This is a genomic window from Streptomyces sp. NPDC052109, from assembly GCF_040680195.1.
Taxonomy (GTDB): domain Bacteria; phylum Actinomycetota; class Actinomycetes; order Streptomycetales; family Streptomycetaceae; genus Streptomyces.
This window is the reverse complement of sequence record NZ_JBFAWF010000030.1, coordinates 15,145-29,156: the sequence shown is the minus strand read 5'-3', so window position 1 is coordinate 29,156 and position 14,012 is coordinate 15,145. Positions and strand designations below refer to the sequence as shown.

The 14,012-nt window shown below is 71.7% G+C and carries 11 protein-coding genes; 4 read left to right on the top strand and 7 right to left on the bottom strand.

Annotated elements, in window-relative coordinates:
- The first annotated feature begins 2 nt into the window (after positions 1–2).
- Complete coding sequence (locus AB0L59_RS37565) at positions 3–932, top strand: M56 family metallopeptidase (RefSeq protein ID WP_365591382.1); 930 nt, start codon at positions 3–5, stop codon at positions 930–932.
- 473 nt (positions 933–1,405) lie between these two features.
- Here the strand turns inward: AB0L59_RS37565 and AB0L59_RS37560 are convergent, their stop codons facing one another.
- From AB0L59_RS37560 to AB0L59_RS37540, 5 genes are all read right to left on the bottom strand, one after another.
- Positions 1,406–1,753, bottom strand: coding sequence for a tetratricopeptide repeat protein (locus AB0L59_RS37560; RefSeq protein WP_365591489.1), 348 nt, complete (start codon positions 1,751–1,753; stop codon positions 1,406–1,408).
- 62 nt (positions 1,754–1,815) lie between these two features.
- Entirely contained in the window at positions 1,816–2,271 is a 456-nt protein-coding gene (locus AB0L59_RS37555; RefSeq protein WP_365591380.1) for a MarR family winged helix-turn-helix transcriptional regulator, read from the bottom strand.
- Positions 2,268–2,756: a MarR family transcriptional regulator gene (locus AB0L59_RS37550; protein WP_365591378.1), complete on the bottom strand. Its 489-nt coding sequence runs from the start codon at positions 2,754–2,756 to the stop codon at positions 2,268–2,270. The genes AB0L59_RS37555 and AB0L59_RS37550 overlap by 4 nt, the downstream gene beginning before the upstream one ends.
- 107 nt (positions 2,757–2,863) lie before the next feature.
- Positions 2,864–4,393 (bottom strand): glycerol kinase GlpK, encoded by a 1,530-nt coding sequence (glpK, locus tag AB0L59_RS37545; protein WP_365591376.1) that lies wholly within the window; start codon positions 4,391–4,393, stop codon positions 2,864–2,866.
- A 41-nt stretch (positions 4,394–4,434) separates the two neighbouring features.
- The gene (locus AB0L59_RS37540) at positions 4,435–5,202 is read right to left on the bottom strand and encodes an IclR family transcriptional regulator (protein WP_365591375.1); all 768 of its coding nucleotides are present in this window, start codon (positions 5,200–5,202) and stop codon (positions 4,435–4,437) included.
- Positions 5,203–5,397: 195 nt separating this feature from the next.
- On the opposite strand from AB0L59_RS37540, the gene AB0L59_RS37535 reads away from it, so the two are divergent.
- On the top strand, positions 5,398–5,811 hold the full coding sequence (locus AB0L59_RS37535; RefSeq protein WP_365591374.1) for an ATP-binding protein: 414 nt from the start codon (positions 5,398–5,400) through the stop codon (positions 5,809–5,811).
- On the opposite strand, the gene AB0L59_RS37530 is transcribed toward AB0L59_RS37535, so the two are convergent.
- A complete protein-coding gene (locus AB0L59_RS37530; RefSeq protein ID WP_365591373.1) occupies positions 5,808–6,980 on the bottom strand; it encodes a PP2C family protein-serine/threonine phosphatase in 1,173 nt (390 codons plus the stop codon). The genes AB0L59_RS37535 and AB0L59_RS37530 overlap by 4 nt on opposite strands.
- Before the next feature lie 97 nt (positions 6,981–7,077).
- The gene (locus AB0L59_RS37525) at positions 7,078–7,836 is read right to left on the bottom strand and encodes an IclR family transcriptional regulator (RefSeq protein ID WP_365591372.1); all 759 of its coding nucleotides are present in this window, start codon (positions 7,834–7,836) and stop codon (positions 7,078–7,080) included.
- A gap of 288 nt (positions 7,837–8,124) precedes the next feature.
- On the opposite strand from AB0L59_RS37525, the gene AB0L59_RS37520 reads away from it, so the two are divergent.
- The gene (locus AB0L59_RS37520; RefSeq protein WP_365591370.1) at positions 8,125–10,710 is read left to right on the top strand and encodes a Pls/PosA family non-ribosomal peptide synthetase; all 2,586 of its coding nucleotides are present in this window, start codon (positions 8,125–8,127) and stop codon (positions 10,708–10,710) included.
- 13 nt (positions 10,711–10,723) lie between these two features.
- Positions 10,724–13,975, top strand: a complete 3,252-nt coding sequence (locus tag AB0L59_RS37515; RefSeq protein WP_365591368.1) for an amino acid adenylation domain-containing protein — start codon at positions 10,724–10,726, stop codon at positions 13,973–13,975.
- Positions 13,976–14,012 lie beyond the last annotated feature (37 nt).

The window sequence follows — 14,012 nt, the reverse complement described above, 5'->3', positions numbered from 1 at the left end:
CCATGGGGGTCTTCGTCTTCCTGCCGCTGGTGCTCCCGCTGTCCGCCTGGCCGGTCGCCCGGCTCGCCGAGACGCGACTGCACCCACGCACCGCGACCCGTCTGCTGACCGCGGTCGCGGTGGTCATGGCGCTGTGCAGCACGCTCTGCCTGGTCCTGCTCATGGTGGTCGGCACCGCCCAACTGCCCGGCAACCTCCTCCCGGACGGCTGGTCCGACCCGCAGGTCCGGGCCGCCGTCCCGCACGACGAGGTCGCCGGCCGGGCCGCCATCGCCGCGCTCGCCCTGGTCGCCGCCGCCTGCGCGCGCACCCTGCTGCGGCACCGCCGGGTCACCCGCCGCGTCCGCCGGGCCCTGGCCCCGCTGCCGGGCAGGTCGGTCGCGGTCCTGCCCGACAGCACGCCGTACGCCTACGCCCTGCCCGGCGGCCCGGGCCGGATCGTCGTCAGCACCGCGCTGCTGGCGGGCCTCGCTCCCGCCGAGCGGCGCGCCCTGTTCGCGCACGAACGCGCCCACCTGTCCGCCGGCCACCACCGCCATCTCCTCGCCGCGCACCTCGCCGCCCGCGCCAACCCGTTCCTGCGGCCACTGCGCAGCGCCGTCGGCTACACGGCCGAGCGCTGGGCGGACGAGGAGGCGGCCCGGGCGGTCGGCGACCTGCGTACGGTCGCCCGTGCCATCGGCAGGGCGGCGCTGCTCTCCGCCGACACCCCCGCGCCCACCCTCTCCGCGCTCGCGGCGACTGGACCCGTACCGCGCCGGGTGGCCGCGCTGCCGGCCCCGGCACCCGTGGCGCGCACCTGGCCGTCGGCGTTCACCTCGGTCGGCCTCGCCGCCTGGGGCGCCGCCGCGGGAGCGCTGGTGTCGGCGATGTCGTCGGCGAACTCCGCCGTCACCCTGTTCCTGCTCCTGCGCGCGACGGCCTCGCTGTGACCCCGGCGGGAGACAGGGCGTTCCTGGTACGGGTCCTGGGCCAGCACACGTCGGCCACACCGAGACACCCGGGCGGAGAAGGAGGGAGCGGGTCCGCGCGGGCCGGGCGCAGGCCGCCCTGGTGCACGACGGCCCCGACTGCGCCGGCCGGTGCCAGTTCGGCCCGCCGGCCGAGCTGCCCGGATCAGGCACCGCCGGGCCTACGAGGCGGCCGCGCCGATCCTGCCCGACTGGCGGATCACCTGCTTCTTCGTGCACCGGGCCCGCCGCCGTACGGGATTGGCCTCCGCCGCCCTGGTGCCCTGCGTGAGACCGCCCGGCTCGGCGGCGGCACGGTGGAGAGCTGACCGCAGGACACCGAGGGCGCCCGGGTGTCCGCGTGACCATCCGTGCCGAGGACCACGAGCGGCCGGGTCCCTGAGGCATGCCGAGGGCCCGGAACCCTGACGGGAACCGGGCCCTCGGCATGTGGCTCACTCCTGCGGGAAGTCACCGGCGAGCGCCGAGGCTATCCGCAGGTGCCGCTCCGCCTCCTCGTGCCGGGCCTGCCGCTGGAGCGTACGGCCCAGCATCAGCCGGGCGTAGTGCTCCACCGGGTCGCTCTCGACGATGGTCCGCAACTCGGCCTCCGCGCGGCGCAGTTGGGCCGAGTGGTAGTAGGCGCGGGCCAGCAGCAGCCGGGCTCCGGTCTGCTCCGGCGCTTCCTGGACCAGCCCGGTCAGCACCCGCGCCGCGCCCGCGTAGTCCTTCGCCTCGAAGAACTGCTGCGCGCGCTCCCAGCGCTCGGCCGGCGTGCCGTGGCCGTAGTACGTGGTCTCCACTTGCGTCTCCACTCGTGACCTCCTTCGACGGCCACAACGGAACGGGTTTGTTCAATATTCCACTAACCCTGTCGGGCCTCCAGGGCGGCCAGTTCCGCGTTGGCGCGTTCGGTGATCAGGGCCAGCACGCGGCCGGTCACGGCGCGGTCCTCCTCGGAGATGCCGGCGTAGACCCGGGCCGAGACGGGTGCCGTCTCGGCGGAGGTCCTGGCGTACAACTCCCGGCCCGCTTCGGTGATGCCCACGCGGGACGCCTCGGCCGTGACGAGCAGCCCGGCGGAGACGAGTTCCTCGACCGTCCGGTGCGCGTCCGCCGTGTCGACCTTCACCGCGTCGGTGACGCTGTCGACCAGCGCGGCCCGGTCGAGCGGGCCGTCCGCGACGGCGACGAGCCGCAGGGTGACGTTCTGGAGGAAGGTGGTGCCGTAGGGGGCCAGGACGCGCTCCAGGACGGCGCGCGAGGCGTAGTGGGCGAGGGCGATGGTGCGAGGGTCGACCAGGGGTGCGGTGGTGGTCATGACTGCTCCGTCTCGTGATCGGTGGTGCCGAACGGGTCAAGCGGTGCGTCGAGCAGGATCCTCAGCTCCTGGCTGAGCTCCCGGGCGCGCGGGCTCCCGGGGCCGCCGAGCGGCGCCAGCAGCTGCCGCAGCAGCCCCTGTACGACGTCGATCGCCTGCCGGGTGACCTCGCGCCCCTGCTCGGTGAGTTGGAGTTGCACGGCGCGCGGGTCGTCGGGGTCGCGGGTGCGTTCGAGCAGGCCGGCCGACTCCAGGCCGCGGGCCAGCTTGGACACGTAGAGCGCCTCCAATCCGGTGTGGTCGGCGAGGCGCCGCTGGCTCGGACGCAGGCCGGAGCGGTGCATGCCGTGCAGTGACGCCACCAGGGAGTACTGCGCGTGGGTCAGCCCCAGGGGGGCCACCGCGCGGTCCACCGCGACCCGCCACTTCATGGACAGCCGCCACACCAGGAATCCGGGGGTGGCTCCTTCGGGAACCTTGCTCATGGCGAATACTGTACATGGCTACTATGTACATGGCTACTATCGGGCGCCGAATCCTCTCCTGACGCCTCGGAAGTGACACCTTGTCAGCGGTCGGCCGGGGGCAGTCGTCACGGCGGGCCCGGGGCGGTGGAGCGGGGGCACCCGGCCCAGCCCAGGGATCGTTCGACGGCCCGCTGCCAGTTGCCGTACTCCGCCTCCCGCAGCTCGGGATCCATGTCGGGCAGCCACTGCGCGGCCCGGTGCCAGTTGCGGCGCAGCACCTCCAGGTCCGGCCAGTAGCCGGCGGCGAGCCCGGCAGCGTAGGCGGCGCCGAGGGAGACCGTCTCGGCGACCATGGGCCGTACCACGGGCACGTCGAGCACGTCGGCCACGAACTGCATGAGCAGGTTGTCCGCGGTCATGCCCCCGTCCACCTTGAGCTGCTGGAGCGAGACCGAGGAGTCGGCGTTCATGGCGTCGACGACCTCTCGGGTCTGCCATCCGGTGGCCTCCAGAACCGCACGCGCCAGGTGTCCCTTGGTGATGTACGAGGTGAGGCCGACGATGACCCCGCGCGCGTCGCTGCGCCAGCGAGGTGCGAACAGGCCCGAGAACGCGGGGACGATGTAGCAGCCGCCGTTGTTCTCGACCGTCCGGGCGAGGGTCTCGATCTCCGGGGCGCTGTTGATCAGGCCCAGGCGGTCCCGGAACCACTGGACCAGTGCCCCGGTGACGGCGATCGACCCTTCCAGGGCGTAGGCCGGCGGCTGGTCCCCGATCTTGTAGGCGACGGTGGTGAGGAGTCCGTGCCGGGACCGCACGAGGTCGTTGCCGGTGTTGAGCAGCAGGAAGCTGCCCGTTCCGTAGGTGCACTTCGCCTCGCCGGGGGAGAAGCACGTCTGGCCGAAGAGCGCGGCCTGCTGGTCGCCGAGCGCGGCCGTGATGGCGACGCCCGGCATCAGCGAGCGCGCGTCGCCGTATGCCTCGGCGGAGGGCCGGATCTCGGGCAGTATCGCGTGGGGCACTCCGAAGAAGGCCAGCAGCTCGTCGTCCCAGTTGAGCGTTCGGATGTTCATGAGCATCGTGCGGCTGGCGTTGGTGACGTCGGTGATGTGCAGGCCGCCGTCGGGGCCTCCGGTGAGGTTCCAGATCAGCCAGCTCTCCATGGTTCCGAACAGCACCTCGCCGTCGTGGGCGCGTTGCTGGAGCCCCTTGACATGGTCGAACAGCCAGCGGATCTTCAGCGCCGAGAAATAGGTCGAGGGCGGCAGACTGCACCGTTGCAGGAAGAACTCGTCGCCGGGGCGCCGTCTGAGTTCCTCCACGAGCGGCGCCGTCCGGGTGTCCTGCCAGACGATCGCCCGGCCGAGGGGGGCGCCGGTCCGCCGGTCCCAGAGCACGGTCGTCTCACGCTGGTTCGCCAGACCGACGGCGGTGACCTGTCCCGTGTCCACACCGGCGACGGACAGGGCCTCCGGCACGACGCGCCGGAGGTTCTGCCAGATCTCGACGGCGTCGTGCTCGACCCAGCCGGGCTGGGGGAAGTGCTGCTGGTGCTCCTTCTGCGCCACCGAGACCAGGCGCCCCCGGTGATCGAACAGAATGCACCGGGTCGAGTTGGTGCCCTGATCGATGGACATTACATACCGTTCAGCCATCGGGTCTGCCTTCCGGGGGGTCGAGGGGGCGGCCGTCCGGCCTACCAGCGGGCGGCTCCCAGGTCTCTGGAGATCGCCCGCGCGGCCTCACGGATCAGGGTGACCAGACCCGGGCGGGGGCGGCCCTGGCTGTCGCATATCCGCTCGACCGGCCCGGACAGCCCGATGGCGCCGACGACGAGGCCGCCGTGTCCTCGGATCGGCGCGGCGAGCCCGGCCTCTCCCATGCTCATTTCCTGGATCTCGGCGGCCCAGCCGAGATCCCGCACCTCGGCCAGCGCCCGCGCGAGCCGTCGGCCGTCGGTGAGGGTGTGCCGGGTGTACGCCTCCAGCGCCGGCTCCTTGGCGGGCTCGAGCGTCGCGGTCCCGTAGGCGAGCAGCACCTTGCCCAGCGAGGAGGCGTGCAACGGCAGCAGCGAGCCCACGTCCAGGGTCTGGAAGGTGTCGTCCGGCCGGAACACGTGGTGGACGATGAGCACGCTCCCCTCCAGCGGCGTTCCCAGGCGCACCGCCTCTCCGCTGCGTGCGGCGAGGGCGTCGGCCCAGTTGAGGGAGCGCGAGCGCAGCTCGTTGACGTCCAGGTAGCTGGTGCCCAGGTGCAGGAGGGCCGCTCCGAGCTGGTATTTCCCGGTCGCCGCGTCCTGCTCCACGAAGTCCACGTGCTGGAGCGTGCGCAGAATGCCGTGGGCGGTGCCCTTGGCCAGTCCGAGTGAGGCCGCGACCTCGCCGAGCCCGAGGCGGCGGGGCCCACCGGCGAGCAGGCGCAGAATCGCCGCCGCCCGTTCGATCGACTGGACTGGGCCGGTCATGAAGCGAGCCTAGTACCGCCATGGGTGCTTCGCCGTACGGACAGGCGGACCCGGCGGAGCCGTCGAAAGGTCCACGTTCGGTAATGCCGACCCCCGTTCATTGACCCGCCCGAATTGTCTCCGTAGCTTGCTGCGAAGCCGGGAATGCGCCGGGCCACGGTGCTTGACCGGCCGCACAGATCACCAGGAGAGACCATGGCGGCACAGCTCAACACGCTGCTTCGGGCGGCATACGAACACGTGTGTCCGATTCCGCCCGTCCCCGGCGCCGTCTCGGCCGTACGCCGAAGCGCGGCGGCGGTCCTCGCCGACTGGGACGTGTCCGCGTCCATCGCCGACGACGCGCTCCTCGTGGTGTCCGAGCTGGTCACCAACGCGATCATCCACGCCCGCCCCCCGGCCGTACTGGGGCTGTCCTGGGAGGGTGACGCCATCCGCATCGAGGTCACCGACGCGGGACCCGTGATCCCGGCGTGTCGGTCCCGCGACGGGATCGATCCGGACGAGCACGGCCGGGGCGAGACCATCGTCCACGCCCTGGCGACTCGCCATGGCATACGTGTCCACCCGGGCGGCGTCACCCGGTGGGCCGATCTCGTGGCGGGTTAGGGCGCGGCTTCCGACCGGGGCGGCGCGGGGACCTGCTCGTCGGCGGACCGCCTGCGGAGCAGGAGCAGGGCGGCGTCGTCGTGCAGCCGGCCCCCCACATGCGTGAGCAGCTCGTCGTGGACCGCGGTGAGCGTGTGTGCCGGATCGTCGGAGACATGCCGGGCCACGCCCGCGGCCAGCGGATAGAACGCACGGGCCTGATCGCGCGCCTCGGTGACCCCGTCGGTGTAGAGCAGCAGCTGGTCTCCGACGGCGAAGGGCAGATGCTGGAGACGGGGACCCTGTCCGGCGAGGGCGCGCAGCCCGAGAGGCGGGGCCGGCTGAGTGGGCTCCACCGAGGTGACGTCTCCGCCGGCGGATATCAGCATCGGAGGCGCGTGTCCGCAGTTCACGACCTCCAGGTGCCCCGGGCGGGGACATCCGGCGACCACCGCGGTGACGAAGTCGTCCGGGCCGAGGTTGCGGGCCAGGCTCCGCTCGATCCTGCCGACGACGGCGAGCAGGTCGGGCTCGTCATAGGCGGCCTCGCGGAACACCCCCAGCACGAGTGCGGCCGTCCCCACGGCGGGCAGGCCCTTGCCGCGCACGTCTCCGACGATCAGCCTGACCCCGTGCGGGGTGGGCACCAGGGCATACAGGTCCCCGCCGATCCGGGCCTCGGCCGCGGCGGCGCTGTAGCGGACGGCCACCTGGAACGGTCCGACGGTCTCCGGGACGGGCTGGAGCAGCGCGTGCTGGGCGGCCTCGGCGACCGAGCGGACGGCCGCGAGCACCCGTTCACGACGGCCGCGCAGCGCGCCGGCCAGGCCGCTGGCCGCGGTGACGGCCAGCAGGGCGGACACCACGGCCGCCACCTCACCGGCCGGGATCCCGTGCTGGTGGCCCAGTAGCCCGCCCAGTGTCGCGGCGAGGAGGCCGATGCCCAGCACGCCGCGCGGCCCGTTGGTGGCGGCGGCCAGCGCGGGTCCGGTCGCCAGCAGCGGCAGCCAGACCCCTCCGACGAGGTCGACGCACACGACGACGGCGAGGACCAGAACGGGCAGCACCCACAACCCGGGGCCGAAGTGCCCGTCCGCCCACCGGGTGACCGGTGCGCGGACACCGGTCACCCGGTTGCCGAACTGACGTGTCGGCGCGTGGTCGCCACCATGGTGTCGGCCCTGGCTCATGTTTCGTCCGCTGTCCTCGCCTCTACGGGGTGCACACCCGGAATGTCCGTTTCACTAAGAAAACGGGCTGGCGCGGGTCCCGACAAGGAGCGGATTTTCAGATAGTGAGCGAGAGGCTTCTGGTCACCCGGTCCGCGATCGGGAGCAGGCGCGCGCGGACCTCCTGCAGCCGGGCCTGCCGCTCCACCGGCAGCGAGACGCCGAGCGAGCCGAGGGTGTCCCCGCTGTACACGGGCACGGCGACGCACACCGTCCCGAGGGCGTACTCCTCCAGATCCGTGACGGCCGGCGCCAGGGGGGACGACGCGATCCTGCGCAGCAGCTCCGGCACACTGGTGATCGTCCGCGGCGTGAGATCGGCGAGCTGGTGCCTGGACAGATAGTCCCGGCGGGCGTCCTCGTCCAGCTCGCGCAGCACGGACTTGCCCAGGGCGGTGGCATGGCTGGCGTCCTCGAACCCCACCCACAGATCCACCCGGGGCGCACGGGGACCGTCGACGATCTCCGCGACCCGGATCTCGCCGTCCTCGTAGAACGTCAGATAGGTGGCGCCGGACAGCTCGTCCCGCAGGGCCGCGAGCGCCGGGCGGACGCGGCTGAGCAGTGTCTGCGTTCGGCCCGTCGAGTGCAGGGAAACCAGTTTGTCGCCGAGGACGAAGCCGCCGTCGGGCAGTTTCCGCACGTATCCGTCGTGCACCAGAGTGCGCAGCAGGTGGTAGGCGGTGGCCAGGGGCAGCCCGGTCTCCCGTGCCAGCTGTTTCGCCGGCGCGCCGTTCTCGTGCGCGCTCACCGCCTCCAGCAACCGGAAGGCCCGCTGGACGGAGGTGATGAGCGTGGGGCCGTCCTGAGCGCCCATACCCCCAGACTGCGCCGGGCTTCTCGCACGGGCAAGCTGCCGCCCCGCTCGATCGGCCTCGCGGCCGGACCCGGTCGCGGGGCTCACCCGCTCTCCGGGCATCTGGGGGACCCCCGCGCGGGTGACTCACGGGCTCCCCGTCCTCGTGTGGAACCAGGAAAGAGGGCCCAACCGGCCATCCTCCACTTCGGGTTAAATCCATGAGGTATGTGGCAAATCCCCATCTGCCCGGACAAACTGAATCCGCCGGTTCGTGATCAGGAACATCCACGTTCTTCAGGAGATCGCATGGTGGAGCAGTCGTCCGAGGTCGTGTCGGAGCCGGACGAACCTGCCGTCGCCCTGAGCGACACAGGCCCGAGAAGGGCGGAGACCGAGCGGAGGCTCGCGCAGACACTTGCCGACCTCCTGGGTGCCGAGCGTGTCCAGGTCGACGGCCACTTCTTCGCCGACCTCGGCGCCAACTCCCTGGTCATGGCCCAGTTCTGCGCCCGCTTACGGAAGACGGCGGATCTGCCCTCCCCGTCCATGCGGGACATCTACCAGTACCCCACGATCCGCACCCTCGCGGCGGCTCTCGGGGAGCCCGCTCCCGCTCTGGTCGTCCCGGCGGACGCCCCGTCGGCGCCGGCGCCCATGCCGTCTCCGGCGCCGGCGCCGCGCGGGAAACGGAAGAACCATCTGCTCTGCGGGACCTTCCAGCTGCTGTTCTTCCTGGGCTACTCGCTCGTCTCCGGATTCGTCACCGCCGCGGGCTACGAGTGGATCGCCACGGGTACGGGCCTGGCCGACGTCTATCTGCGGTCGCTGCTGTTCGGAGGTGCCGGGTTCGTCGCGCTGTGCGCGTTCCCGGTCGCCGCGAAATGGCTTCTCGTCGGCCGCTGGCGACCGGCCGAGTTCCCCGTCTGGGGCCTGACGTACTTTCGCTTCTGGCTCGTCAAGGCGCTGCTCCACGCGAATCCGATGGTCCTCCTCACCGGGACTCCGCTGTACGTGCTGTATCTGCGGGCCCTCGGCGCCCGGATCGGCAAGGGGGTCACGATCCTCTCCCACTCGGTCCCGGTCTGCACCGACCTGCTGACGATCGGATCGGGCACGGTGATCCGCAAGGACTCGTTCTTCCTCGGCTACCGGGCCGACGCGGGACACGTCCGGACCGGCCGGATCACCCTCGGCAGGGACGTCTTCGTCGGCGAGAAGACCGTCCTGGACATCGACACGTCGATGGGACACGGTGCCCAGCTCGGCCACTCGTCCGCCCTGTACGCCGGGCAGGCGGTCCCGGACGGCGAGCGCTGGCACGGATCACCGGCCGAGCCCACGCGGATCGACTACGTCAGGGTCGCCCCGGCCGCATGCGGCACCGCGCGCCGGGCCTGGTTCGGGATCGGCACCCTGGTGCAGCTGTTCTCCGTGTACGTCCCGCTGGTCGTCGGCGGAATGTACATGGTGTTCACCGAGGTACCGGCGATCGGCAAGCGACTCGACCCGCAGACGGCCGCACTGTCCCGGTCGGAACTGTTCGGCGACGCGCTGGTGCTGTCGTTGGTGCTGTTCTTCGGGTGCACCGCCCTGGGGCTGGTGGCCGTGTGCACGCTCCCGCGCCTGGTGGGCCTGGTCGTCAAACCGGACAAGGTCTATCCGCTCTACGGGTTCCACTACGCGCTGCAACGGGCCGTGGCCCGCATGACGAACATCAGGTTCTTCGCCTGGCTCTTCGGCGACAGCTCCTACATCGTCCACTACCTGCGCGGACTCGGATACGACCTGTCACGGGTCGAGCAGACGGGGTCGAACTTCGGCACCGAGGTGCAGCACGAGACACCCCTGCTGGTCTCCGTCGGCAGCGGAACGATGGTCGCCGACGGGCTCTCGATCCTCAACGCCGACTTCTCCAGTACGTCCTTCCGGTTGTCCCGGGTGTCGATCGGGCCGCACAACTTCCTGGGCAACAACATCGCCTACCCGGCGGGCGGCAGGACGGGAGCCAACTGCCTGCTCGCGACGAAGGTGATGATTCCCCTGGACGGCGAGGTCCGGGAAGGCGTGGGGCTCCTCGGCTCACCGTGCTTCGAGATCCCTCGCACGGTGGACCGCGACGCACGGTTCGACCACCTGAGGACGGGCGACCACCTGCGCCGCCGGCTCGCCGCGAAGAACCGCTACAACCTGCGCTCCATGGTGATCATGCTGCTCGTGCGGTGGCTGCACACCTTCGCACTCACCCTGTTCGCTCTCGCCTCCGTGGACCTGTACGGCGTGATCGGGCACGTGGTGATCGCCGGGTATCTGGCGCTCACGCTCGCCTTCTCCACCGCGTACTTCATCCTGGTGGAGCGCTGCATCACGTCGTTCCGTGCGCTGCACCCCCGGCTGTGCTCGATCTACGACCCGTACTTCTGGTGGCACGAGCGGCTGTGGAAGGTTCCGGACCACTTCCTCAACATCTACAACGGAACCCCGTTCAAGAGCCTGGTCTGGCGGCTGCTGGGCGTCCGCATCGGCAGCAGGGTGTTCGACGACGGCTGCTATCTGACCGAGCGGACGCTCACCACCATCGGCGACGAGTGCACCCTCAACGCCGGCAGCAAGATCCAGTGCCACTCGCAGGAGGACGGCACCTTCAAGTCCGACGGCACCACGCTCGGCGCCGGCTGCACGCTGGGCGTCGGCGCCCATGTGCACTACGGCGTGACCATGGGCGACGGCTCGGCGCTGGCACCCGACTCCTTCCTCATGAAGGGGGAGGAAGTGCCCCGGAACGCACGGTGGGGCGGCAATCCCGCGGTGGACATGCCGGACAGCGGCAGCCGGTCCATCGGCGTCGGCCGGGCAACGTCAACAGCCGACACCGCTGCGGCGACCGTGAGCTGAGGAAGGCCATTCGATGGGAACGCGCGTGGAAGCGGACCAGGAGTTCTGGAGCCGGGTACTGACCGCCGGCGGTGTCACCACGGTGCCACGGTGGTTCCGGGAGCCGGTCCCGGGAGCGGCCGAGCACGAGATGCCGGTGCCGGACGACGTGACGGAGGCGGTTCGCGAACTGGTCCGGCACCGGGGAGTGCCGGTGAGCGCGCTGATGCTGGCCGCGCACCTCAAGGTGCTGGCCCTGCTGTCCGGCGAGCCGGAGGTGGTCACGGGGTACACCACAGGTGTGCGCGGCGAGCCGCTGCCGTGCCGGGCCGCCGTACCCGCGGGATCCTGGCAGGAGCTGCTGTCGGCCGCCCAGCACGCCGAGGCGGAGGTGCTGGCCCACCGGGAGTTCCCGGTGGAGAAGCTGCAGAGGGAACTGGGACTGACACAGCCGCCGTACGAGGTCGTGTTCGGTCCCATCGGAGCCGACGAGACCCACGCCGACGACGGCGTGCTGCACGTGCGCTGGTCCGACCGGGGCGGACGGCTGACGCTGCGCCTGCGCCACCACACGGACGTCCTGGACGCCACGGCCGCGGCGCGTGTCGGCGGCTACCACCTGTCGGCACTGCGGCTGATGACGGCGGACCCGGACGCCGACCACACACGACGGAGCCTGCTGTCCGCCGAGGAGGAACGCGAGCAGCTGGAAGGCCTGGCAGGGCCGCGCCGGCCGCTGCCGGACGTGCGGGCACACGAACTGTTCGAGCAGCGGGTGCGGGCGCACCCGCGGGCCGTGGCGGCCGTACAGGGCGAGCAGGAGTGGACGTACGACGAGCTCGACCGGCGCGCGAACAGGCTGGCGCGAGCGCTGCTGGCGAGGGGGCTCGGCCGGGAGGACGTGGTCGCCGTGGTCGCCGAGCGCGACCTCGACTGGCTGGCAGCGGTGCTCGCGGTGTTCAAGGCGGGCGGCGTGTATCTGCCGATCGAGCCGCACTTCCCGGCCGGCCGTATCGAGGTGACGCTGTCGCGAGCGGGGTGCCGGCTGGTCCTGGCCGAGGCCGGCAGCACCCACACCCTCGACCAGGCGCTGGCCGGCCTGCCGGGAGTGGCGAAGCTGCCGGTCGACACGGCGTACGCCGAACCGCACGCCGACCACGACCTCGGCGTTCAGGTCGACTCCGGCCAACTCGCCTACATCTACTTCACGTCCGGTTCCACCGGCGAGCCGAAGGGAGCGATGTGCGAGCACGCCGGCATGCTCAACCACCTCCACGCCAAGATCGACGACCTGGCGATCGGCGAGGGTTGCGTCGTGGCGCAGACGGCCCCGCAGTGCTTCGACATCTCCCTGTGGCAGCTCATGGCCCCGCTGCTGGTCGGCGGGCGGACCCTGCTGGTCGAGCAGGACGTGATCACGGACGTGGAGCGGTTCGTCGACACCCTGGAGCGCGGCCGGGTCCAGGTGGCGCAGGTCGTGCCCTCGTACCTGGAGGTCGTGGTCTCGTACCTGGAGCGGCACCCGCGCACGCTGCCGGACCTGCGGTGCGTGTCGGTGACCGGCGAGGCGCTGAAACGGGAGCTGGTCCAGCGCTGGTTCGCGGTCCAGCCGGGCATCAGGCTGCTCAACGCCTATGGACTGACGGAGACTTCGGACGACACCAACCACGAGGTCCTGGACGGGGTGCCCGACCGGGTGCTGCTCGGGCGGCCCGTCAACAACGTGCGGGTCCACGTCGTGGACGAGCACCTGTCGTTGGTGCCGCTGGGCGCCCCGGGGCTGATCGCGTTCTCCGGTGTCTGCGTGGGCCGGGGGTACGTCAACGATCCCGAGCGGACTCGGGAGGCGTACCGGACGAACCCGTACCGGCCCGGTGAACGGCTCTACCTGGGCGGGGACTGGGGACGCTGGCACCCCGGCGGCAAGCTGGAGTTCCTCGGCCGCCGGGACAGCCAGGTCAAGATCCGCGGCTTCCGGATCGAGATCGGCGAGATCGAGAACGCCCTGCTGCGGGTGGACGGAGTACGGGACGGCGCGGTGGTCGTCGCCGAGCGCTCCCGCGGCGGCAAGCAGCTGATCGCCTTCTACTCCGGTACCCGGCAGCAGCCGGAGGCACTGCGCGAGGCCCTCGGCGCGGTGCTGCCCGCCTACATGGTCCCGGCCGCCTTCCACTGGCAGGACAGTCTTCCGCTGACCGCCAACGGCAAGATCGACCGAAAGGCCCTGACCGCCCTGGCCGAGGAGTCGGCACCGGAGAGGGAGACGGGGGACGACGCCGCACCGCTCAGCCCGACCGAACGGAGGCTGGCCGCGGCCTGGGCCGAACTGCTGGGAGTGCCCGAGCAGCGGATCGGCCGCACCGACCACTTCTTCGACTCCGGCGGCACCTCCCTGACCGCGGTCAGACTCACCCTCGCGCTCGACCGCGTGGTGTCCCTGAAGGACATCACCCGGCACCCGGTCCTCGCCGATCTGGCCGCTCTCATCGACGGCACGGCCCGGCAGCGCCCGGAGCTGCTGCTGCCCCTGTCGGGAGTGAGCGGTGTGCCGGAGCGCACGTTGGTGTGCTTCCCCTACGCGGGCGGCAACGCGGTCAACTACCAGCCGATGGCGAGTGCGCTGGCGGCCGGCGAAGTGGCGGTCCTCGCCGTGGACCTGCCCGGCCACAACCTGGCCGCACATCCCGAGCCGTTCGCGTCGATCGAGCAGGTGGCCGAGCAGGTCGCCGCCGAGATCACGGCGCGCGGCCTCGAGCGGGTCATGCTGTGGGGCCACTCCTCGGGCGCCGCGCCGGCCGTCGAGACGGCCAGGCGGCTCGGGCAGCGAGGCGTGCACGTGACCCGGTTGTTCCTCGCCGCGCACCTGCTCGGCACGGCCGCCGACCGGCACACGGCCATCGGCGAACTGAACAGCCGGAGCGACGCCGAGATCGTGGCGCGGCTGACCGCGGACGGCGGCTACGCGGAACTGGCGGAGCTGAACGAGGGACACGCCGAACACATCGGCGCCGCCTACCGGCACGACAGTCTCAGCGCCCACCGCTACTTCCGCGAGGCCCTCGAAAACCCGCCGCCGAAGCGGCTGTCCGCGCCGGTCACGGTGGTCGTCGCCGCCGACGACCCGCACACCGCCGGCTACCCCGACCACCACCGGGACTGGCAGCTCCTGGCCGAACAGGTCGATCTGCACGAACTCGCCGAGGGCGGCCACTACTTCCTGCGTACCCGTCCGGCCGAGGCGGCCCAGGCCGTCCTGAACACCGTCCTACCCCTTGCCTCCTCCTGACTCGAGACCCGTCGCCCCCAGGCGGTCGACCGAAAGG